At 76.0% G+C, this 20,767-nt stretch carries 27 protein-coding genes; 1 reads left to right on the top strand and 26 read right to left on the bottom strand.

The genetic code is table 11. The features are described 5' to 3' along the window. Position 1 precedes the first annotated feature (1 nt). The 25 genes from rosag_RS00325 to rosag_RS00205 form a co-directional block, all read right to left on the bottom strand. Positions 2–1,957 carry an outer membrane protein assembly factor BamB family protein gene (locus rosag_RS00325; protein WP_284347989.1) on the bottom strand — a complete coding sequence of 652 codons (1,956 nt, stop codon included), beginning with the start codon at positions 1,955–1,957 and terminating at the stop codon, positions 2–4. A 14-nt stretch (positions 1,958–1,971) separates the two neighbouring features. Further along, on the bottom strand, positions 1,972–4,404 hold the full coding sequence (locus tag rosag_RS00320; protein ID WP_284347988.1) for a carboxypeptidase regulatory-like domain-containing protein: 2,433 nt from the start codon (positions 4,402–4,404) through the stop codon (positions 1,972–1,974). Next, entirely contained in the window at positions 4,404–4,763 is a 360-nt protein-coding gene (locus rosag_RS00315; RefSeq protein ID WP_284347987.1) for a hypothetical protein, read from the bottom strand. The genes rosag_RS00320 and rosag_RS00315 overlap by 1 nt, the downstream gene beginning before the upstream one ends. A 14-nt stretch (positions 4,764–4,777) precedes the next feature. After that, entirely contained in the window at positions 4,778–5,605 is an 828-nt protein-coding gene (locus tag rosag_RS00310; protein ID WP_284347986.1) for a hypothetical protein, read from the bottom strand. A gap of 4 nt (positions 5,606–5,609) precedes the next feature. After that, the gene (locus tag rosag_RS00305) at positions 5,610–6,203 is read right to left on the bottom strand and encodes a DinB family protein (protein ID WP_284347985.1); all 594 of its coding nucleotides are present in this window, start codon (positions 6,201–6,203) and stop codon (positions 5,610–5,612) included. 53 nt (positions 6,204–6,256) lie between these two features. Beyond that, positions 6,257–6,718, bottom strand: a complete 462-nt coding sequence (locus tag rosag_RS00300) for a DUF488 domain-containing protein (protein ID WP_284347984.1) — start codon at positions 6,716–6,718, stop codon at positions 6,257–6,259. Positions 6,719–7,011: 293 nt separating this feature from the next. Continuing rightward, positions 7,012–7,389 (bottom strand): VOC family protein, encoded by a 378-nt coding sequence (locus rosag_RS00295; protein WP_284347983.1) that lies wholly within the window; start codon positions 7,387–7,389, stop codon positions 7,012–7,014. A 23-nt stretch (positions 7,390–7,412) separates the two neighbouring features. Further along, positions 7,413–7,721, bottom strand: coding sequence for a putative quinol monooxygenase (locus rosag_RS00290; protein ID WP_284347982.1), 309 nt, complete (start codon positions 7,719–7,721; stop codon positions 7,413–7,415). A gap of 45 nt (positions 7,722–7,766) precedes the next feature. Then, positions 7,767–8,306 (bottom strand): GrpB family protein, encoded by a 540-nt coding sequence (locus tag rosag_RS00285; protein WP_284347981.1) that lies wholly within the window; start codon positions 8,304–8,306, stop codon positions 7,767–7,769. Positions 8,307–8,332: 26 nt separating this feature from the next. After that, the gene (locus tag rosag_RS00280; protein ID WP_284347980.1) at positions 8,333–8,872 is read right to left on the bottom strand and encodes a hypothetical protein; all 540 of its coding nucleotides are present in this window, start codon (positions 8,870–8,872) and stop codon (positions 8,333–8,335) included. Next, entirely contained in the window at positions 8,869–9,501 is a 633-nt protein-coding gene (locus rosag_RS00275; protein WP_284347979.1) for a DNA-3-methyladenine glycosylase family protein, read from the bottom strand. The genes rosag_RS00280 and rosag_RS00275 overlap by 4 nt, the downstream gene beginning before the upstream one ends. Beyond that, on the bottom strand, positions 9,498–9,941 hold the full coding sequence (locus rosag_RS00270; protein WP_284347978.1) for an energy transducer TonB: 444 nt from the start codon (positions 9,939–9,941) through the stop codon (positions 9,498–9,500). The genes rosag_RS00275 and rosag_RS00270 overlap by 4 nt, the downstream gene beginning before the upstream one ends. 13 nt (positions 9,942–9,954) lie before the next feature. After that, positions 9,955–10,923, bottom strand: a complete 969-nt coding sequence (locus rosag_RS00265) for an alpha/beta fold hydrolase (protein ID WP_284347977.1) — start codon at positions 10,921–10,923, stop codon at positions 9,955–9,957. A gap of 163 nt (positions 10,924–11,086) precedes the next feature. Beyond that, entirely contained in the window at positions 11,087–11,659 is a 573-nt protein-coding gene (locus rosag_RS00260) for a DUF6624 domain-containing protein (RefSeq protein ID WP_284347976.1), read from the bottom strand. Further along, positions 11,659–12,495, bottom strand: a complete 837-nt coding sequence (locus rosag_RS00255) for a hypothetical protein (RefSeq protein WP_284347975.1) — start codon at positions 12,493–12,495, stop codon at positions 11,659–11,661. Before rosag_RS00255 ends, rosag_RS00260 begins: the two co-directional genes overlap by 1 nt. A gap of 12 nt (positions 12,496–12,507) precedes the next feature. Further along, a complete protein-coding gene (locus rosag_RS00250; protein ID WP_284347974.1) occupies positions 12,508–12,990 on the bottom strand; it encodes a methyltransferase family protein in 483 nt (160 codons plus the stop codon). Between the two features lie 16 nt (positions 12,991–13,006). Next, complete coding sequence (locus rosag_RS00245; protein WP_284347973.1) at positions 13,007–13,489, bottom strand: hypothetical protein; 483 nt, start codon at positions 13,487–13,489, stop codon at positions 13,007–13,009. 100 nt (positions 13,490–13,589) lie between these two features. Beyond that, positions 13,590–15,011, bottom strand: a complete 1,422-nt coding sequence (locus tag rosag_RS00240) for a chymotrypsin family serine protease (RefSeq protein WP_284347972.1) — start codon at positions 15,009–15,011, stop codon at positions 13,590–13,592. 175 nt (positions 15,012–15,186) lie between these two features. Continuing rightward, the gene (locus tag rosag_RS00235) at positions 15,187–15,768 is read right to left on the bottom strand and encodes a GNAT family N-acetyltransferase (protein WP_284347971.1); all 582 of its coding nucleotides are present in this window, start codon (positions 15,766–15,768) and stop codon (positions 15,187–15,189) included. Further along, entirely contained in the window at positions 15,755–16,222 is a 468-nt protein-coding gene (locus rosag_RS00230; protein WP_284347970.1) for a PCYCGC motif-containing (lipo)protein, read from the bottom strand. Before rosag_RS00230 ends, rosag_RS00235 begins: the two co-directional genes overlap by 14 nt. Positions 16,223–16,307: 85 nt before the next feature. After that, positions 16,308–16,712, bottom strand: a complete 405-nt coding sequence (locus rosag_RS00225) for a PEGA domain-containing protein (RefSeq protein WP_284347969.1) — start codon at positions 16,710–16,712, stop codon at positions 16,308–16,310. Between the two features lie 33 nt (positions 16,713–16,745). Continuing rightward, the gene (locus rosag_RS00220) at positions 16,746–17,570 is read right to left on the bottom strand and encodes an endonuclease/exonuclease/phosphatase family protein (RefSeq protein WP_284347968.1); all 825 of its coding nucleotides are present in this window, start codon (positions 17,568–17,570) and stop codon (positions 16,746–16,748) included. A 15-nt stretch (positions 17,571–17,585) separates the two neighbouring features. Further along, the gene (locus rosag_RS00215) at positions 17,586–18,212 is read right to left on the bottom strand and encodes a hypothetical protein (RefSeq protein WP_284347967.1); all 627 of its coding nucleotides are present in this window, start codon (positions 18,210–18,212) and stop codon (positions 17,586–17,588) included. A 93-nt stretch (positions 18,213–18,305) separates the two neighbouring features. Continuing rightward, positions 18,306–18,710, bottom strand: coding sequence for a DUF3224 domain-containing protein (locus rosag_RS00210; RefSeq protein ID WP_284347966.1), 405 nt, complete (start codon positions 18,708–18,710; stop codon positions 18,306–18,308). Next, the gene (locus rosag_RS00205) at positions 18,707–19,477 is read right to left on the bottom strand and encodes a YqjF family protein (protein ID WP_284347965.1); all 771 of its coding nucleotides are present in this window, start codon (positions 19,475–19,477) and stop codon (positions 18,707–18,709) included. The genes rosag_RS00210 and rosag_RS00205 overlap by 4 nt, the downstream gene beginning before the upstream one ends. 51 nt (positions 19,478–19,528) lie before the next feature. On the opposite strand from rosag_RS00205, the gene rosag_RS00200 reads away from it, so the two are divergent. After that, complete coding sequence (locus rosag_RS00200) at positions 19,529–20,008, top strand: hypothetical protein (protein ID WP_284347964.1); 480 nt, start codon at positions 19,529–19,531, stop codon at positions 20,006–20,008. A 19-nt stretch (positions 20,009–20,027) separates the two neighbouring features. Here the strand turns inward: rosag_RS00200 and rosag_RS00195 are convergent, their stop codons facing one another. Then, positions 20,028–20,738: a GNAT family N-acetyltransferase gene (locus rosag_RS00195; RefSeq protein WP_284347963.1), complete on the bottom strand. Its 711-nt coding sequence runs from the start codon at positions 20,736–20,738 to the stop codon at positions 20,028–20,030. Positions 20,739–20,767: the final 29 nt, after the last annotated feature.

Below are 20,767 nucleotides of genomic sequence, written 5' to 3'. Positions count from 1 at the left end.
GTCACACCGGAATCGGTCGTGGGAGCGCGACCGCGACCACGCGGTCGGAGAGGGACGCGGCGTACGCGATGCCGCGCGCCGCCGCGGGCGACGCGAGGAAGTGGCCCGTGGGCAGCGCGTGCCGCCCGAGGATGCGCCCGTCCGCGGCGGCGATCGTCCACAGCTGCCCGTCCACGGAGCCGATGCTGACGATGCCGTCGGAGACCGCGGGGCTCGAGTCGTAGATCGTGCTGCCGGTGGCGGCGGCCCACAGCTCGCGGCCGTCGCGCGCGTCCAGGCAGCGCACCTCGCCGCGGTCGCCCAGGCAGCCGACGTACAGGCGGCCGTCCACCACCGCGGGCGACGAGTAGCCGACCTTGTCGCCCGGCGAGGAGTACGTCCACCGCGTCTCGCCCGTGACCGCGTCGAAGGCGTGCATCACGTTGCCGTTGGACGGGATGTAGACGACGCCGTCGGCGACCGCGGGCCCGCCGATCGCGGCGGAGTACGCGAACGACCTGTCGGTGCCGGGGCGACGCCACACCAGCGCGCCCGTCGCCGCGTCGAGCGCGTAGACGTGGCGGTCCCACGCGCCGATGAAGAAGCGCGTGCCGTCGGTGGCGGCGGGGCTCTGCGCGAAGGCGGAGACGCTGGCGGGCAGCGCGTACGTCCAGCGCACCGCGCCGGTCGCCGCGTCCAGCCCGTACACCGAGCCGTCGCCCGACGCGATGCCCACGATCCCGCGTGCGACGGCGGCGGATGCGTAGACGGGACCGCCCGTGCGCCGCTTCCACCGCGGCGCGCCGGTGCGCGCGTCGAACGCGTACACGTGGCCGTCCGCGCTGCCGACGATCACGCGCCCGTCGGCGAGCACCGGCGACGAGTGGCAGTAGCCCTCGGTCGTCGCGCGCCAGCGCACCGTGCCGTCCGAGGCGCGCAGCGCGTGCACCGAGCCGTCCATCGCGCTCACGTACAGCGTGTCGCCGTCGAGCAGGAGGTGCGACATCACGCCGCCGGTGAGCGGCCGCTCCCACCGCTTCGCCAGCGCGGGCACCACCGGTGGCGGCACGACGGGCGGCTTCGGCGCCGCCGCAGCGGCCGAGATGGCGCCGAGCGCCCACACGGGGCGCTTCTCGCGATCGGCCTTGAGGGATGCGGAGACGAGCAGCGCCTGCGTCGGCGCCTTCTCGGTGCGGCGCGACAGGCGCACCTCGCCCGACGCGGCGTCCACGTCCACGCGCTGGTACGAGCCCTGGTAGAGGCCCTTGTTCATCGTGGTGGGCATGCCGTGCCAGTCCCACAGCAGGTCCGCGTGCCCGTGGCCGGTGAACACCAGCTTGATGTTGTACGGCTCGATCACGCGCAGCAGCGCCTCGTCGTTGTCGGTGACGACGGGCGCGCGGCCCACCCAGTGGTGCGTGAACAGCAGCACCGGCGTCGTGCGCCCCACGCGCCGCAGGTCGGCCGCGAGCCAGCGCAGCTGCGCGCTCTCGAAGTGGCCGTAGTGCGACAGCGGCACCGTGCTGTCGAGGAGCGCGAAGTGCACGCCCTTGTGGTCGAAGCTGCGGAACGGCGCGCCCACGCGCTCGCGGAAGATCTGCAGCCCGCGCGGCGCCCAGCGCACGTCGTGGTTGCCGGGGACGTGGTGCACCGGGAAGCGCAGCCCGGCCAGCACCTGCGCGTACGAGTCGTACTCGCCCGCCCAGCCGTAGTCGGTGACGTCGCCGCCGTTGATCGCGAGGTCGGGCGCGATCGTCTCCGCCATCTCCAGCATCAGCGTACGGCAGACGTCCAGGTTGCGGCGCTCCAGCCCCAGGTGCGTGTCGCTGAAGTACGCGAACGAGAACGACGCCGCGTGGCGCAGGTCCGGCAGCCGGCGGAACGCGGCCGCCGGCGCCAGCCCCGCCGCGAGGCCGAGCTTGAGCAGCGCGCGGCGGGAGATCGTGGACGTCGTGGGATCGAAGGGCGCGGTCGTCATGTCGTCGCTGCTGTTCACTTCACGGGCATGCGCGCGTGCTGCTTGGTCCACACCAGCAGCACGCCGCACATGTTGATGCCGTTCACGTACTTCTGCGGCGCGAGCGCGGCGTTCTGGTAGACCTCGATCGCCGCGATGTCGGTCGGCGCGAAGGCGCCGAGAAACTCCGTTGCCCCCGATCCACCGGACTGCTGGCTGCCCGGGCGCTCGGGATTGAGCAGCGTGCCGTCGAGGTAGATCTGCGGCTCGCAGCCGTTGATCGGGTCGAGGCGCATGTAGCGCACGTTCCAGCGGCCGCCGGCGTGCTGCACGCGCACGCCCGGCACGTCCGCCAGCGTCGACGCCATCTGCGGATAGTGCGCGAGCTGCTCGTGCGTGCGGATCAGCCCCGCGCCCTGCTTGCGGCGCGCCTCGATCTCCGAGAAGAACTGCTCGGTGAACTTAGCGGTCGTCACGCTGGCCGAGAGCGCCGTACCGCGGCGCATCACGACGTCGAGCGACGCGGGCGTGCCCGCGCGCAGCGTCACGGTGCGCTCCTCGGGCACGTGGCCGACGGCGGTCACCGTCACCATCGGCGTGCCCTCGGGCAGCCGCTCGAGGCGGAACGTGCCGTCGTCGCCGGCGCGCGCGGTGGTCGTGTCGCCCGCCTCGCCCACGACGCGCACCAGCGCGCCCGCGATCGCGCGGCCCGACGAGTCGCGCACGGCGCCGCGCAGCGCGGCGACGGCGGCCGCACCCGCGCCCGGCGCGGTCAGCTCCAGGTGCGCGAGCGGCCGCGCGGGCGGCAGCCACACGGCGAACGACGAAGCGCGCCCCGCGTGCGACACCGCGCGCACGCGCAGCTCGACGTCCACCGGCACGCCGCAGACGACGAACGCGCCCGCCGAATCGGGCGGCGCGGCGCGGCCGTGCGTCGTGGGGCCGTCGCCGGCGCGCACGCCGCGCGCGTCGGGCAGCACGATCCAGCTGGCCTCGACGCGCGTGCCAGCGGGCACGCGGCCCTGCGCGTCGCGCACCACGCCGTACAGCAGCCCGGGTCCCGCCGCGGGCGCGGCGGCATCGGCCGGGCACAGCTCGCGCGCGAGCGTCGCGAACGACGGCGTCGCGAGCCGCACCTCCGGCGTGCCGCCGTTACTGCCGCTGCCCGCCTCGCCCTCGCCACCGATGTCGTAGAGGCCGAGCGAGTCGAGCGCCGCGTGCGCGACGGTGAACGTCGCGCGGCCGGTCGGCAGCGAGTCCATCGTCCACCGGCCCTGCGCGTCGCTCGTCGCGCTGCGCCCGTTCGGCCCGAACACGAGCGCGCCGGCCAGCGGGCGCGCGAGCAGGCTGTCCCACACGACGCCGCGCGCGGTGCCCGCGACGTCCGACGGCCGCACGCCCTGCGCCAGCCGCGCCTCGGCGCCGACCTCGGTGATGCCGACCACCGTCGTGCCCGAGAGGCCGCGCGACAGCCGCGGCATGCGCAGCGCCCAGCGCGAGACGATCCACGCGTTCGACGGCAGCCGCGTGAAGTCGATGCGCCCGCCGGGCGCGGGATGCTCGGGATCGATGCGGTCGCGCAGGAACTGCGCGGGGACCTGCATGCGGGCGTAGTCCACGCGCACGTAGCGGTACTCCACGTGCCGCAGCTCCGCGGTCGCGGGATCGACCCAGAGCGTGCCCGCGACGTCGGGGTGCGCGCCGCGCACGGGCTCGAAGCGCAGGCCCACGAGGCCCGCGGTCGCGTCGCTGCCCGCGACGCGCGCGAAGCAGTGCCCCTGCACGAACGTCTCGCTCAGGAAGGTGCGCTCGTCCGGTCCGCGCCACTCGGCCTCGCTCGCGCCCGACCCGACGACGAAGACGTTGTCGCGCACCACCGACTTGAACGGCCGCGTGTCGGCGACGACGGTCCACGCCGGGTCCACGGTCTGGCGCGTGGTCTTCCCGTCGAGCCGGAGCTGGCGCTGGAAGGTGCGCGTCTCGAGCGCGACGGCGTTCTCGTCGCGCGCCTGCGCGGTGGCCTCGAGCGCCGCGCGCAGCGCGTCCCACACCGCCAGCAGCGCGTCGCCGCCGTCCTCGCCCGCGACCATCGGGCCGCATCGCGCCTGGTCGACGCGCGCCACCGTCTCCAGCTGCACGCGCCGACCCGCCAGCGCGAGCCGTACGTCGGTCGTCGCGCCGACCGTGAGCGCGTACGGCCCGAAGCGCTCGGGCGCGAAGCCGACGCGGCGCACCTGCACGGCCCACGCGCCGGCCGCCGGCGCGCGCAGCACGCGCACGCCGGCCGCGCTCGTGAGGCCCTGGTCCACCGCCGCGCCGCCGGCCGCCGGCACCAGCGCAACGAACACGTTGGCCAGCTCGGCGCCGACGGTCGTATCGGCGAGCGTGACGCGCACGGCCTGCGCGCCGACCGGCGCGGGGAGCGCGAGCAGCACCGGCGCCAGCAGGCGCGACGCGACGCGGCGCATCAGAAGCCCGGCGGCGCGAAGCCCGGCGCGGACGCCGAGGGCGCGACGTACTCGCGCAGCAGCTCCTCGGCCGCGGGCGTGTATGCGTCCACCGGCGGCAGCCCGCCGTCCAGCAGCGGCCCGCAGTCGCGCAGCAGCGCGGCCAGCGCGTGCGTCAGCGCCGCGACGTCCTGGTGCTCGTCCACGCACGCCTCCAGCAGGTAGACGACGTAGCCCGCCAGCTCCTCGGGCGACGGGTCGCGCACCGCGCGCCAGCCGATGCGGTCCAGCGCGCGCGTGAGCCCGGGCGTCGCGCCGACGCCGCCGCCCATGGTGTCCTCGCGGAAGCGCGCGCGCAGCGCGGCGAAGGGAACGCTCATCGTGCCGCGGCGCGTCAGGCGGCCGAGCGGCCGGGCAGCGGTGCGCGGAGCCAGCGGTGGCCGACGAACGCGCCCAGCAGCGCCGAGAGCAGCACGAGGAAGAGCGCGTCGGACGCGAGGTCGCGCGGCGTGTCCCGGTCGCCGATCGCGACCATCGTCAGGATCGCGAGCAGGTAGCCGGCGACGGCCACCATCCCCGCGAGGTACGGCCCGACGACCGGCACGCGGCGCAGCGGGCGTCCCAGCAGCGCGTACACCAGCCCTCCGAACGCGCCCGCCGCCGACGCGGCGACGACCGCCCCGAGCGCGGCCAGCAGCACGCGCGGCTCGCGCAGCGCGGCCGGCAGCACGAGCACCACGCGGATCGCCGTCAGCGCCGCCAGCGCGGCGGCGCCGAGCAGCGCGGGACGCAGCCACTCCGGACGCGCGTCCACCCATCCCATCAGCCGCTGGAGCGCGCGCGCCCACCCCGCCATCGGCACCGGCGGCATCGTCGGGAACCGCTCGGCCAGGAACGCATCGCGCGCGCCGCACGTCGCGCAGCCGGACGCGTGCGCCTCCGCGCGCGCGACGTGCGCCTCCAGCGCCGACCGCGCCTCGGGGATCTCGTCGCCCCAGCGCTCCATCCACTGGCAGGCCGGCAGCCCGCTCGCGGCCAGCGCGTCCTGGCGGTCGCGGACGGCCAGCTGGTAGGTGATCAGCTCCGCATGCCGGCGCGACAGCGAGGCGCGCCCGGCCTCGCACGCGGCGTAGGCGTGCGGCGGGATGCCCAGCTCCGCAGCCAGCTGCTCGGGCGTGCGATCCAGTCGGGTGCGCGCGGCGACGAGCGCGGGTCCATTCATGCCTCTAATCAGGCGCCCCGGCGGCCGGCGCGCCAGCCGGCGCGCCCGCCGCCGCGCCCGTCGTGAGCAGCGGCAGGTAGCGCGTGCGGAGCAGGTCCTGGTGGTGCAGCTCGTGGCCCGCGATCAGGTACGCCAGCGCGGCCGCGGTGATGGTGCCCGTGCCCACGGGGCCCACGAAGGCGAACGCCTCGGGCGGCGCGTCGACGAGGAGCGCCATCGTCGCGCCGCGCACCGCGCGCAGCTCCGCCAGCAGCGACGTCAGCGTCCGCGCCTCGAAGCGGCCGGCAGGCACGTACGCGTCGTGGTCGAAGGGGCTGAGCCGCGTCGCGTCGCCGCGCAGGAAGCGCAGGAGGCGGTACGAGAGCACGCGCTCGACGTCCGCGAGGTGCCCGACGGTCTCGCGCACGCTCCACTTGCCGGGCGCGTAGCGCAGGCCGGCGTTCCCCTCGCCGAACCAGCCGACGAGCGCGGTCGTCTCCTCGCGCTGCGCGGCGAGCATGGCGACGAAGTCGGGCGCGTCGGGCACGAGCGCGATCTCCGCCGTGAACGCGGGAGAATGGTCGGCCGGCGTCGGCCGCGGGATCACGAGTCCGCCCATGCTCGCCTCCGGATCGTGCGTCCGTCCTGCGCGGGTGCTGACCTGGGACTGCGTCAGTCCTTCGGGGCCTGGTGGGGCGCGAGGTGCTCGATGCGCAGCGGCAGCCGCTGCGCCAGCGCGTCGGCGAGCATGCTGCGGTGGCAGTGCGACGGGTCGGCCTCGAAGCAGAGGAGCGCGATGCGCTTCCCGTCGCGCACGATGCCCTCCAGCACGTCGAGGTCGGCCTGCGCGGTGTCGGTGGCGAGGTGCGCGAGGTAGATGTCGCGCAGCTCGCCGTGGCGGCCCGCGCGCGCGGCGGCGCGCCCGTCGGCCGGCGTGCCGAGCCCGCGCAGGTGGCGGTACTCGATGCCGACCGTCTGGAGGTTGGCGGCGAGGCGCGTCTTGGCGAAGCCGGGGCGGCGCGAGCTGGCGAGCGCGCGCACGTCCACCAGCAGCGCCACGCGCGCGTCGGTCAGCGCCTGCAGGAAGTCAGCGACGTTGGTGCCCTCGTAGCCGATCGTGGTGATCTCGTGCATGGGCCGCAAGCTAGCGCGCGCAGGCGTCGCGGGCGAACGGTGGCGGGCTCGGCGCGCTGGTCCTGATTGCCTGTTGGAGGGATGCGGATGCTCCGGATCCGGACGGATCAGTCGGATCGCTCCGCGTGGCGGCGACGCTCCGTGCGCCGGGGCGGAGCGATCCGCAGCATCCGCTTCATCCGGAGCATCCGTATCCCCTCCAGAGGCGCACGGGTCCGGCGCATCGACGTGTCCCGGGTTCGAGGTCCGCAGCCCGCAGCACGCAGCACGCAGCACGCAGCACGCAGCCGATCTCACGCCGGCTGCAGCAGGTCCCAGCGGTTGCCGTAGAGGTCCTCGAACACCGCCACCGTGCCGTACGCCTCGTGCCGCGGCGCCTCGACGAAGCGCACGCCGCGCGCCTGCATCGCCGCGTGGTCGCGCGCGAAGTCGTCGGTGTGCAGGAAGAGGAACACGCGCCCGCCCGTCTGGTCGCCGATGCGCGACGCCTGCAGCGGCGTCACCGCGCGCGCCAGCAGCAGCGCGGTCCCCTGCCCGCCCGGCGGCGCCACCAGCACCCAGCGCTTCCCGCCGCCGCGGTCCTCGTCGCACAGCCGCTGGAAGCCCAGCACGTCCACGTACCAGGCGAGCGCCTCGTCGTAGTCGCGCACCACCAGCGCGACGTGCAGCACGGCCCGCGGCACGGCGCGCGACGCTACACCGAGCGCAGCACGCGCACCGTCACGCCGGCCGCGAGCTCGCGCGACCGCTCGCGATGGTCGTGCATGTGCGGCGCGTCCAGGTGCGCCGCCAGCGCCGCCTCGTCGCGCCACTTCTCGACGACCGTCAGCACGTCGTCGCGCGGCGGCGCCTGCGCGGCGATGGCGGTCGCGATCTCGAGCGCGCCCTGGTACTCGATGCAGCCGTCCTCCGCGCGCACGAGCGGCGTGAGGCGCTGGAACTCGGCGACGAACGCGTCGCGCGCGCCGGGGCGCAGGCGGATCTCGGCGATGACGTGGATCACGGGCTGGTGTGATGGAGAGTCGACGCGACGTACGGCGTGCGCATTCTAACGGACGTCGGCCTGCCGCAGCGTCGCCTGGATGAACGCCGCCTTCCCCTCCGTGTACGCCGGGCGGTCGCCCGCGTGGCGCGTCGCGAGGTCGCGCTTCAGCGCCTCGTAGGCCGCGCGGCGCTCCGGCTGCGCGCGCAGCGCGTCGCGGAAGCCCACGTGCGTGCGCCAGAACGGCCCGCCGAGCGGCACGACGTTGAGGTGGTGCGTGCGGCGTCCGGCGGCGTCGTCGCGGACGAGGTAGTGACGGCCCGGCAGCCCGTACTCGCCGCGCGACGCGTAGCCCAGCGCCTCCAGCGGCGCGACGTACGCCGCGACGTCCTCCATCCGCGGGATCCCCACGAGCAGGTCGAGGATCGGCTTCGCCGCGAGCCCCGGCACCGCGGTGCTCCCGACGTGCGCGACCTCCGCCGGCAGCGCGCCCAGCGCGTCGCGGATGCGCCGCGCCTCGTCGTCGAAGGCGCGCGCCCACGCAGGGTCGTGTGGCCGCAGCGCGATCGTCCCCGATGCGAGCCCGAGCGCGTCGGCCGCGCTCACGACGTGCTCACGACGTGCTCACGCGCTCACCAGAAGCGCCACCACGGCCGCATCGCCTTGTCGTCGGGCGCGACGGCGTGGACGCCGACGGGCGTCGGCTGGCGCGGGCCGCCGTACTCCGACGGATCGACGACGTTGGGTCCCTGCGGATCGAACGCCACGAAGCCGCCGAGTCGGGTCAGCAGCCCGACGTAGCGCAGCAGCGTCGCCATGCCGGCGTCGCCGCGCCCGTGCGGCATCTCCAGCGACACCCAGTCGTCGTGCAGCGTCACGAGGATGCCGTGGCCGTCGGGCGGGCCGTACACCTCGATCTGCCGGTGGCGCCGGCGCGACTCCTCGATCGAGATCCCCTCGTAGCCCGCGATCGCCGCGTGGTCCGGCGTGGACGCGGTCAGCGTGGGGTCGGCGGCGCACAGCGCGTCGGCCAGCGCGCGCTTGCGCGCCTCGACGGCCGGGTCGGGCGGGCCCGCGGGCCCGTCGGATTCGGCGGCCGCCATCGCGATCGCCTCGACGAAGTCGTCGTCCGCCCCGGCGGGCGCGCGCACGAGATAGAGATCGTAGCTCACGCCCCCATTCTGCGGTCCGCGAGGTAGCCGTGCCAGAGGATGCGCGCCGCCACCGCCCGCCACGGCCGCCACTCCTCCGCCAGCCGCGTCGCCTCGGCGCTCCCGGGCATGTCGGATCGGCCATGGAGCCGTGCCATCGCCCGGTGCAGCGCCAGGTCGCCGGGCGGCCAGACGTCGGGGCGGCGCAGCGCCATCAGCAGGTAGATGCGCGCCGTCCACGGCCCGATCCCCGGCACGTCGCACAGCAGCGCCTCCACCTCGTCGTCGGGGCGCCGCGCGAGAGACGCCAGCGGGAGCGCGCCGCTCGCCACGCGGTCGGCGAGCGCGGCGACGTAGCGCGCCTTCTGCCGCGTGAGGCCGAGCGCCTGCAGGCCGGGCGCGCCGGCGGCGCCCACGATGTCCGGCGTCATCCCGCCCAGCGTGGCCGACACGCGTGCGTACAGCGTGGCGGCGGAGGCGAGCGACACCTGCTGCTCGAGGATGATGCGCACCAGCGTCGCGAAGCCGCGCGGCCGCGCCCAGAGCGGCGGTGGGCCGTGCCGCGCGACGATGCGCGCGAGCCCCGCGTCGCGCTCCCCCAGCGCGCGCACCGCGTCGTGCAGCGTCGCGCGCGTGAGCGCCGCGCTCAACCCGGCCCGAAGATGAACGGCTGCTGGACGAGCGCCGCGGCGGGCGTGCCCGGCTTGCCCGGGTGGCACGCCGAGCCGTCGTTGCTGATCGCGAAGTCGTCGGAGTCGGCGCTCGCGCGCGCGGGCTCGTAGCGCCACTTCGGGAGCACGCGCCGCACCGCGTCGGTGAACGCCGGGTCGCTCTCGCGCAGCACGCGCAGCGTGTGCAGGTCGGGCTTCCCGTTCTCCTGCACGCGGAACTGCAGCACGACCGCGCCGCCCGCGCCGCTGCCGCGCAGCGCGGCCGGGTACTCGGGCGACGGGTTGGTGCGCAGCGGACGCACGGCCGAGGCGACGCAGGTGCGCGTCGCCGCGCTGGCGTGCCGCGTGGCGTGCGCGCAGGCGGCCAGCGCGACGGCGACGACGACGGGCGTCCGGAGGCGCCGATGCAGCGGGATCATCGTGGAGCGGTGGCTAGGGTACGACCGTGCCCGCCGGCCAGCGTCCGGCGAGGAACGCCTCGATCGCGGGCAGCACGAGCTCGGGGCGCGCGGCGGCCGCGCCCGCACCGGCGCGCGGCACCGGCAGCCGGCGCGCGTCCGGCAGCGCGGCGGCCCACGCGCGCTGCGACGCGAGCGCGTCCGCGTCGTCGGCGTCGTGCACGAGCAGCAGCGGCGTGCGCAGCCGCGCCAGCGACGTCGTGAAGTCCCAGTCGCCGAGCGACGCGAGGAGGGCCGGCGCGGCGTGGCGGAACTGGTAGGCGACGGCGCGCGGCGGCATGTCGCACCGGCTGCCGCGCCAGCGCGGCGCGTCGCCGCGCGCGACGGCCATCTCGCGACGCACCGCCTCGTACGCGCGGCACGTCGCGACCGGATCCTCGGCCGCGCCGTCGCGCAGCGCGCGCTCGGCGTCGGTCAGTCGCTGGCGCGTCGCCGAGTCCGCGCGCGCGGCGGCGGCGTCGGCCAGCGCGTCCGCGCCGTCGGGGCCCGCGCGCACCGGCGCCACCGCGTCCAGGAACACGACGCGCTCCAGGCGCTCGGGGTGCGACTCGGCGTAGCGTGCCACGAGCACCGCGCCGAAGCCGTGCGCGACGACACGCATCGACGCCAGGCCGAAGTGGCGGCGCACCGCGTCCAGGTCCTCGACGTGCGCGCGCGCGTCCAGTCGCGTCGTGTCGGCCGGCAGCTCCGAGCGTCCGGCGCCGCGCTGGTCGTAGAAGACGACCGTGTGCGTGCGCGCCAGCGGCTGCAGGTCGGGGCGCACGGCGTTCAGGCCGGCGCCGGGGCCGCCGTGCACGACGACGACCGTGTCCGGCGCGCTCCCCATCACACGGTAGAAGAGCCGCGTGCCGCCGGCGCCCGCGAGGAAGCCCTCGTGCGCGAGGACGCGCGTCACCGGCGGCGGCGCCGGCGTGCGCGCGCACGCCACGGCGGCGGGCGCCACGGCCCACGCGGCGCGGCGGAGGGCCCGCGCGAGCGGCCGGCGGTGCCAGTGGCACCGGCGATGGCGCTGCGGATGGCGGACGGGGGGCACGCCGCAACTTCACGGGTGGCTCGCCCGGGGGTCAAGCCGCGCCGGGCCCGGCCGTGGTGCGGCTACCGCCCGCTCACCGCCAGCCCACGCGCCGCAGCCACGCGTGGTACTCGCGCTCGAAGCGCGCGCGGTCGCCGACCTCCTCGCGCCCCATGCGCGCCTGCCGGGCGGCCAGCGGCTCCAGCCCGACCGCCGCGCGGCGCGCCTCCACGCCGTCGGGATCCTCGATGGGGTGCGGCCGCAGCCAGCCGTCGGCGTCGGGCTGGAACTGCGAGCCGTAGCGCTGCGGCCGCCCCTCGAAGACGCGGATGCGGTCCTCGAGCATCGCGGCCTGCCACGCGGGCACCTCGCCGCGCGCGGCCGCGTCCCACAGCACGGGAAGCGTCGCGCGCAGGAACGCGGGCTCGCCGATGGCGTGCTGCACGATCAGCCACGCGGCCTCCGCGCCATCCTCGCCGGCCAGCGCGCGCGTCGGCCAGCCGTGCTGTGCGACGAGCTCGCGCAGGCGCGCGGCGTTGCGACGGTGCACGGCCTCCATGCGCGGCGCGTAGCCGCCGGCCAGCTCGCCCGCCTCGTCGAGCTCCGCGCGCACGCGCAGGTCCTCGGCCGCCATCGCCAGCAACTCGTCTCGCAGCGCCGCGTCCATCACGTATCCGCGGCGACACGCAGCGCGTGCCGCATGCCGTGCTTCTCCTGCGGCACGCAGAGGATCGTGTACTCGCCCGCCGCGAAGTCGATCGTCGTCGTCGCCTCGCCGCCCGGCGACAGCGTGGCGATCGTCGCGATCTCGACGTCCGGCTGCGGCGTGCCGCTCTCCGGCTTCCACGCGAACGACTCCTGCGCGGTGCGCCCCGGCTTCAGGCGATAGAGCTTGAACTCGTGCAGCGCGCGTCCCGCGTTCACGATGCGCAGCACGCGGCGTCCCGGCCGGATGGGCGACGACAGCCTGTAGCCATGGTCCACCATCGTCACGACGACGTCGGCCTTCGGCAGCGCGCCCGGCGTGCGCGGCGCGGGCGCGACGACCAGCCGGCGGAACATCCCGAGCTGGTGGTGCGGCGTTCCCTTGCTCGATGCCCCGGCGACGTAGCAGAGCACCGCGTACTCCCCAGGCTCCAGCACCATCGTCGCGTTGACGGTGCCGCCCGCGGGCGGGAAGCCGGGCCCGCCGAGGTTGCGCGCCCACGCGGGCGGCCGGCCGGCGTGCGCGGGCGCGACCAGCTCGCGGATGCTGCGTCCCGGCGGGATGCGCAGGATCCACGCGGCGTGTCCGCCCTTCTCGACGCGCAGGCGGAACGTCGTGAGCCCCGCGGGGATCGTGTCGGGCGACCGGAAGTAGAAGTCGCCCGCGACCAGGTCCACCACGCGTCCTGGTAGCGGGGCGGCCTGCGCGCGTGCGGCATCGGTCCGCGCGTCGGTCCACGCGGCCGTCAGCGCGACGGTGGTGACGAGCGATGCGACGAGCAGCGGGCGGACGTGCATGGCGGCGGCGGGCTAGGGACCGGGCGAGCGCCAGCGCGGGATCCAGCGCGGCACCCGCGAGCGGTAGCCATCGTAGCTCGCGCCGAACGTCCTGGCGAGCGCCGGCTCCTCGAACAGCGTCACGACCGTGTGAAATGCGACCGCCACGCACGCCCAGTACGCGAGCACGCGCGTGGACCAGCACCAGAGCGCCCAGCCGGCGGTCGCGAGCAGCACGCCGACGTACATCGGGTTCCGCACGTGCTCGTAGAGACCGCCCGTCACCAGCTGCGCGGGCGGATCGTACGGCGCGGGCGTGCCGCGGCCGCGACGCACGAAGTCGCGCACGCACCAGAGCAGCACGCCCCATCCCAGCGCGAGCGCGGGCACCGCCAGCGCGCGCGCCGGCAGCGGCGCGGCGTCGGTGCGTCCGCAGCCCAGCCACCAGGGCAGCCAGCCGCCCACGGTGCCCGGCACCACGAGCACGAACAGCGCGGCGCGCAGCCAGAGCCACATGCGCGGGCGACGCGCGTCAGCGCCGCGGCTCGGGCACGCGCGCCCGCGCGGGCGGCATGTCGGCCGGCATCTCCTGCGGTGCGGCGATCGTCGCGACGTTGTGCCGCCCCAGCTCCAGCGCGTGCAGGAACGCCAGCCGCTGCGCGATCTCGTTCTCCGCCTGCGCCTTCACCAGGCCCATGCCGCCGAGCGCGGTCAGCCAGCCGTACTCGATCGCGACCTCCACGCGCGTGCGGCCGTCGGGCTCCGGCGCGACGTCGTAGAGCACGCGCCAGCCCAGCGCGTGCGACCGCCGGTCCGTGAGGGGATCGAGCGCCGCGTACGCGATCTCGAGGCGGCGCCCCGGCTCGACGCGCGTGACCCAGCCCGCGTACTCCTTACCCGGCCGCAGGCGGCGATAGGCGTCCTTGAGGCGCGGGTCCTCCATCGCCGCCTGCACGGCGTGGAGGCACAGCTCGGCCGGGACGGCGACGACGATCTGGGCGGCGACGCGGGTCATGCGCGGACGTGGCGAGGACGGAGAGAGCGGGCCCGCGCGTCGGACCCGCCGTCTCCAACCTACGGCGCGCGCGCCGTCCGCGTGCCAGGCTGGCGCCAGCCTATCGCGGCTTCTTGGTCTTCTTGCCCGGCCCGGCGACCACGGGGTCGAACGTCTTCACGGCGCCGATCTCCGTCTTCACGTTGTCGAGCGGCGACATGATGAACTGCACCGCGTTGGTCTCCAGGTCCGTCGAGCCGCCCCACAGGATGCCCGCGAGGAACACGGTCCCGTCGGTGTGCTGCCCGAACACGGGCGACCCGCTGTCGCCGCCGTCCACGAACGCGTCCACGTAGTCCTGGCAGAGCTGCGTGATGTCGGAGTCGGTGACGCTGACGTCGACGCACGTCGCGGTCACGAGCCCCGACGTCCAGCCGGTCGTGCGGCCGACGTGGCTCAGCTTCTGCCCGAGCACCGTGCGCCCCTGCTCGGCGGTGATGGTGAAGGTCGGGTTCACGGCGTCGATGCGCAGCGTGTCGTCGAGCGTGCCGGTGGCGTTCTCGTTCGCGGGCCGCGCGATCTTGCCGAGCACGAAGGCCTGGCCGGGCGCGTACTTCGCGCGCGACGCGTCGCTGATGCGGCAGCGCCGCCCGATGGGGCACGGGCCGTCGACGCTCCCCATCGTGTAGTCGGGGTCCTCGACCTCGCGCGCGACGTAGTTCTGGTTGTCCGCCACCAGCCCGCCGCGCACCGCCTGGTAGTAGTCGGTGGGCGTCGTGATGCCGCCCTGCACGTTGGAGCAGTGCGAGTTGGTCACGAACGACGTGTCGGCGCCGTCGATCGCGTTGAAGCCGAGCGTGCAGAGGAGCGTGACCGGGCTCGCGGGCAGCGGGAAGAACTGGATCTGCAGCCCGCCGTACGGCGGACGGAACTGGTCGCGCAGCGTGGCCACGGTGCGCACGCGCGCGCCCAGCCGCAGCGTCACCGCGCCCGCGGGCACGCCGGCGCCGGCCACCGCCGCGGCGATGCCCGACAGCGCGCTCGCGTCGAGCCCCGCGAACGCGATCCGGTTGCGCGACTCGTCGATGTCGCCGAGCACCGCGCCCACGACGCCGAGCGCGCGCGGGCGCGCGGCGCGGTACCACGCGTCGAGCTGCAGCCAGTCGTACTGCGCCTGCCGCACGCGCAGGTCCGACGCACGCCAGCCGAAGCTGCGCAGGAAGCCGGCGAGCGCCTCCGCCGCCTCGGGAAGGCGCGCGGGGTCGGTGAGCCAGACCGTCGGCGCGCCCGACGCGTCGATGTAGTAGCCGCCGAAGCCGGGCACCGCCTGCGCGACGGCGAGCTGGCTCGGCACGTCCTGCGCGGCGAGCTGCGCGACGCTGAGGCGCGGCGCGTCGGGCACCGCCGCGACGTTGGGGCCGACGTCGGGGGCGGCATCGGTGGGCGCGGGGGCGGCGGCGTCGCGGCAGGCGGCGGCCAGCAGGACGACGGCGGTGACGACGGCGGTGCGCGCGATGGCGCGGGCCGCGGGACGTGGATGCATCGTGCGATCCTCCCGAGCGATGGACACGGCGAGATGGAGCGCCGTCCGCGTGGACGGCTCCCGTCGCCGGTGTCGCGCGAGGGGCCGATCGGCGCGGTCGCGCGACGCGGGCTGCTGCGAGTGCCAGTCGCGCGCCCCGGCGGGGGGCGCCGCGTGACCGTGGTCACGCGGGTCGTCAGTCGCGCCAGTCGCGCCGCAGGAGCCCGAACAGGATCGCGTCCTGCCACTCGTCCGACATCCAGTAGCGCTCGCGCTGATGGCCCTCGCGCACGAAGCCCACGCGCTCCAGCGCGCGGATGGACGCGGCGTTGCGCGGATCGGCGTCGGCCTCCAGGCGATGCAGGCCGAGCGTCTCGAACGCGAAGCGCACCATCGCCGGCAGCGCCTCGGCGACGTAGCCGCGGCCCCAGCACGCGCGCGCCAGCGCGAACCCCACCTCGGCGCGCGCGTGCTCGGGCGAGAGCGACGCGAGCGTGCACGTGCCGACGAGCCGTCCGCCGTCGCGCTCCGCGATGCCCCACTGGAAGAGCGAGCGCTCCGCGAACGACGCCGCGATCTCCGCGAGCAACGCGTGCGCGTCCGGGACGTCCGTCAGCGGCGGGCGGCTCCAGTACCGGCACACCGCGGGATCACCGAAGATCGCGAACAGCGCGGGCGCGTCGTCGGGCGTCAGCCAGCGCAGCCGCAGCCGCGGCGTGTCGAGCGTCGGCAGCCGGTCCGCGTCCGGCAGCAGACGCGCGGGCTCAGTGTCCCGCATGCACGCCGTGATCCGGCGTCGTGTCGCTCGCGCGGCAGCTCCGGCCGCAGAACTGCTCGTCGATCGCGGCGCGGATCTCGGCCAGCGACCTCCCCTTCTCGTGCAGGCGCCGCGCGGTGCGCGCCTCGCCCGTGCAGATGCCGCACGACTGCGGCATCGTTCCCTCGTAGCAGCTGAGGAGCGAGCGCAGCCCGCGGTGCTCGGCGCAGTTGCAGTGGCAGAAGATCCCGTCGAGCACCTGCGGATAGTCGCGCGCCGCGCGGTACGCGTCGCGGTACTTCTCCGGCACGTCCGCCTCCGCCAGCACGCGCTCGGCCGTGATGCCGGGGCGCGGATCGGGATGCTTCACCGGCTCGCGGGCGATCGAGGCGAGCGCGTCGCGCGGCATCGCGGCCGCGGTGACCAGGGCGGCGAGCGCGGCGCGGCGCGTGAGCGCCGTGTGGGAGAGCGACATGGCGGCGGGCGGATGCGGGACGGCGGGTCGGCGGACAGGGGTTGGACACCGCGGCCGGGCGCGGCGTTGGCTCCCCGCGCCGCTGTCAGCCCGCCCGCTGGAGGAGCGCGGTGAGCGCCACCGTATTCACGTGGCACCTGCCCTCGGTGACGCGGACTCCGGTGCGCCGCCATGGGCGATAGCCGGGACTCTCGACGGTCACCTCGTAGGTGCCCGCACGCTCGCCCGCCAGGCCCACTGGCGCCGGCATGGCTCCCGGCGGCGCGACGGGAAGGCGGATGCTGTCTGCGTACGCGCCCTCGCGCGCGACGATCACGGCGCCGACGGAGACCTGCGCGCGCGAGGTCGAGTCGAGCACCGTCAGCACGATGCCCGGCTCGAAGCTCAGCGTGCAGACGGTGTCGTCGCCGGTGATCAGCCTGCAGGCGGCGACGAGGGGCAGCAGCGCGGCGCCGAGCAGCGGCGCGAGGCGCGAACGACGGAGCGACATGCCTCCAGTGTAACCGCGTGTGCGGTGCATGCGTCAGCGCAGCACCGCCCGCGCCCACACCGGCACGTGGTCGCTGATGCCGCGCGCCTCGCGGCCGACCGTGCCGGCCGCGTCGCGGGCGGGGCTGGCGAGCCCGCGCAGGAAGACGTGGTCCCAGCGGCCGAAGCGCGTGGTGCGCGGGCCGCGCTCGGTGGGCCACGCGTAGCCGGCGTCGCGCGCGACGCGCCCCACCGCGCCGTCGTTGAGGTCCCCGCCGAGGATCACGCGCGGGTGCCGCGCGGCGTCGGCGAGGATGGCGCGCATCTGTGCGCGGCGGCTCCGCGCGCCGACGTCCAGCGGCGTGCCGAGGTGCGTCGAGTAGACGCGCACCAGCGTGTCGCCGACGCGGATGGTGGCGGCCGTCGCGATGCGCTGCGTGCCCGCGTAGCGCGACGGGTGCGGCAGCACGAGGCGCGCGTCCTCCACGATCGGCCAGCGCGAGAGCACCGCGTTGCCGAAGTCCTGCCGCGCGCGCGTGTGATGGATGGCCGGGTAGTACACCCAGTGCAGGTCGAGCGCCCTGGCGACGCGCCGCGTCGCATCGCCGGTCATCTCCTGCAGCAGCACGACGTCGGCGCCGCGCAGCGCGGGATGCGTGGCCAGCAGCGCGATCGCGGCGTCGAGGCGGCGCGCGAAGGCGATGTTGAAGGACACCACGCGCAGCGTGTCGGGCGCGCCGCGCGTGGTGTCGCTCATCGCACGCGCGCCGGCGGCGCGCGTCGCGTCGGGATCCGCGTAGTTGCGCCCCGTGCGGCAGCCCGCGAGCGCGACGGTGAGCAGCAGCGGCAGCAGAAGCGCCGTGCGCCCGCGGGCCGTCATGGCGTGTTCACGCCGTCACGCGGCGCCCGCGGCCTTCACCCGCCAGCCGACGAGCGTCATCTGCTGCTTGCGCAGCTCGGCCGCGCGCGGCTTCAGCGCCTCCACCACGTCGGGCGGGTACTTCGGCGTCACCTGGGCGGCCTGCCTGTCGCGCTCCTGCTGCATCGACTGCACCATCGCGGCGGGCATCTTGCCGGCCTCGAAGTCCGCCTCGACGGGCGCGAGCACCATCGTCAGCGCCGACAGCTCGCTGGCGATGAAGCCGTAGCGGCTCTCGTCGAGGCCCGCGGCGCTCGCGCCGGCGGCGCGCGTGGCGGTCTCGTTGGCGCCCATCATCGCCGTCAGCGTGTCGTTGCCCGTCTTCGCGGCCTTGAGCTGCGCGCCCGCGTCCTGCACCGCCTTCAGCTCCGCCGCCATCCCCTTCTGCCAGCGGTCGATGTCGGCGACGGTGAGCGGCGCGCTCGCGTCGTTCGCGGGCGCGGCGGCCGGCGCCTCGGGCGTGGGGGCTGCCGCCGCGGCCGACGCGGCGCTGTCGGCCGCCGCCGAGGAGTCCTCGGCCGACGGCTTGTCGCCGCCGCCGCACGCGGAGAGGAGGGCGACGAGGAGCAGGGCGCGCGCGGCGCCGGAGTGACGGTCGGGCATCGGAGCGAAGGGTGCAGGGTGACTGGAGGCTGCGTGCCCAACTGAATGCGCGCGCGGCGCGCCGGAGGGAAGGCCCGCGCCGCGCGTCCGGCGTCAGCCCGCGTCCGCGAACGCGTAGCGGAAGTCGTACTCGTGCTTCCCGGGGCTGACGATGATGTCCATCGTCCCCGAGAGGCCCGCGAGCTCCCCGGTGCCCGAGTCGGGAACGACGGCGACGGTGAGCTGCGGCGCGCCGCGCGTCATCACGCCGGTGTGCTGCAGCACGAAGCTGCCGCGCCGGCCGGCCAGCGTGCCCGTGACGCGCTCGATCGCGACGTAGCCCGCGGAGCCCGGCGTCGCGGTGCGCGCGCTCAGCATCTCGCCGCGGCTGGTGGCGTCGAGCGGGCCGTGGAACCGCTTGTCGATCGAGAGGCGGCCGAGGGGCACGCCGCTGCCGTCGTCGTCGGTGGCCTGCGGGGTGAGCGTCACGTCGAACGTGCCGCGCGCGTGGTCGGTCACGGATGCCTCGGAGTCTGGAGTCGGGCCCGCGCGTCGACGCGCCGCGGGCGGTACACGGTGACGGGCGAGCCGTCGGCCACGAACGCGGACGACGGCGGCCCCGCGAGCGCGGACACGAACCCGGCTCCGTAGAGCCGCGCCACGTCGGCCACCAGCTCCGGCGCCGCGACGTCCCACACGCGCCACGCCGGATGCTCGACGCGGTACTCCACCGTACCGCCGTCGCGCTGCGGCGTGTAGCCCCAGTAGTGCTCCGTGACGAAGCGCGCCTCGTCGTCGGGGCCGGGGACGCGCGGCGCGCCGACGGCGGTCGCGGCGACGCGCTCCCACGGCGCGCCGCGCGCCGGCCGCCACGCGTAGACGATCCGGCCCGGATCATCGGTCATCTCGCCCGCGGGTACAGTGCTGCGCATCGGCACGGCGCGGTACGGCTCCGCGTACGCCAGCCGCGCCACGAGCGCGATCGCGGCGCGCGGCACCAGCTCGCGCACGAACGTGACGCCGCGGCGCACCTCGCCGTCGGGCATCTCGCGCCGCACGTAGAAGCGGAGGTTGACCTCGTCGAAGTCGCGATGCCCCGGGATCGGCAGGCCGAGCACGCGCGTGCGCAGGAAGCGGAAGCCGACGACGCTGACGAGCGCGCGCCCGTGCCAGAGGTCGAGCGTCGTGCCGGCCGGCACCCGCGGGCGCAGCACCTCCGGCGCGACCTCCCAGCTCAGCATCACGAGGTGGCGCCACTCGGCCGTCAGGAACGCGCGGGGGGTCATGGCCGGCGAATCTACGTGATTCCGCGGTCGGGGGTCGCTAGCTTGCGCGGCATGTCGACTCCCACTCCCTACCGCTCGCTGCCGCCGGCGCGCCGCGTGGCGCTCGTGACGCACGCCATCAAGTCCAGCCGCGAGGCGCGCGCGCTGTACGCGCAGCGCCTGGTCGCGCGCGGCGGCGGCTTCCGCGCCGTGACGCTGGCCTCGTGGCCCGCCGACAAGCTCGCGAAGGAGATCGTGCGCACGAACGCCGAGACGCCGTCGGACGAGCTGGACCTGCTGCAGCTGCTGTACGTGGAGCTGGAGCCGGGCATCCAGACGACCTTCCTCGACGCGGCGGGCGTGCCGCACGAGAACGGCCGCATGGGCGAGGCGCTGGAGCCGCCGTACGCCGACGCCGACGCGGTGCGGCGCGCCGCCGACGCGGTGGTCGCGCAGCATGGCGACGAGGGGAAGCACTACCTGCGCACGCTCGCCCGCTACAGCCGCGACGGCTGGCCGGGGATCGAGACGCTGCCGGCGGCGCAGGGCTGACCGACCGACGCGGTCGCGCTCAGCCCTGCTCGAGGAGCGCGACCTCGTCCACCGCCGCGAAGCCGAGCTTCGCGGCCAGGCGCCACGACGGCGGGTTCGCCGCGTCGGCCGCCCACACGGGCTGCAGCCCACGCGCCCGCAGGTGGCGGATCATCCACGCCGCGCAGCGGCCGGCGTGGCCCTGCCGGCGGTGGGACGCGAGCGTGTCGATCGCGACGTCCCACAGCGACTCCGTGATCGCGCCCGCGTAGCAGAACGCGACCGGCACGCCGTCGGCGTGGCTGGCGGCGATGGGCGCGCGCGTGGCGCCCACGGCCAGCTCGTCGCGCAGCTCGTCGGGCACGTCGAGCGTCGCGATGGCCGACGGGTCGAGCAGGCGCACGCCGCCGTCGTTGGGCGCGGGGAGCCGCGCGGGATCGCGCAGCAGGTGCAGGATCGCGCGCGACCGCACCCAGCCGGGCAGCAGCGCGGCCAGCCAGTCGGCGTCCTCCGGCGCCACGACGGCGCTCGCGGCGCCGGTGCTGCACGCCGCCGCGTCGCGCACGGCGTCGTGCGACGGCCGGCCGTAGACGATGAGCGACGACGTCGGCGCGTCCCACAGCGCGAACGCCAGCGCGGGCGACTCGCGCACGCCGAACAGCGCACACCGCTCCCACCGCAGGAAGGCGCGCGCCTCGACCCAGCGCGGGACGTCGGGCACGCGCCGGGCGATCGCCTGGTGGTCGAGCATGGCCTCTTCAGGAAGCAGGAGTGCCCGTG

Origin of the sequence: Roseisolibacter agri (assembly GCF_030159095.1) — a bacterium.
Classification (GTDB): Bacteria; Gemmatimonadota; Gemmatimonadetes; order Gemmatimonadales; family Gemmatimonadaceae; genus Roseisolibacter; species Roseisolibacter agri.
This window is presented reverse-complemented; position numbering and strand designations above follow the sequence as displayed.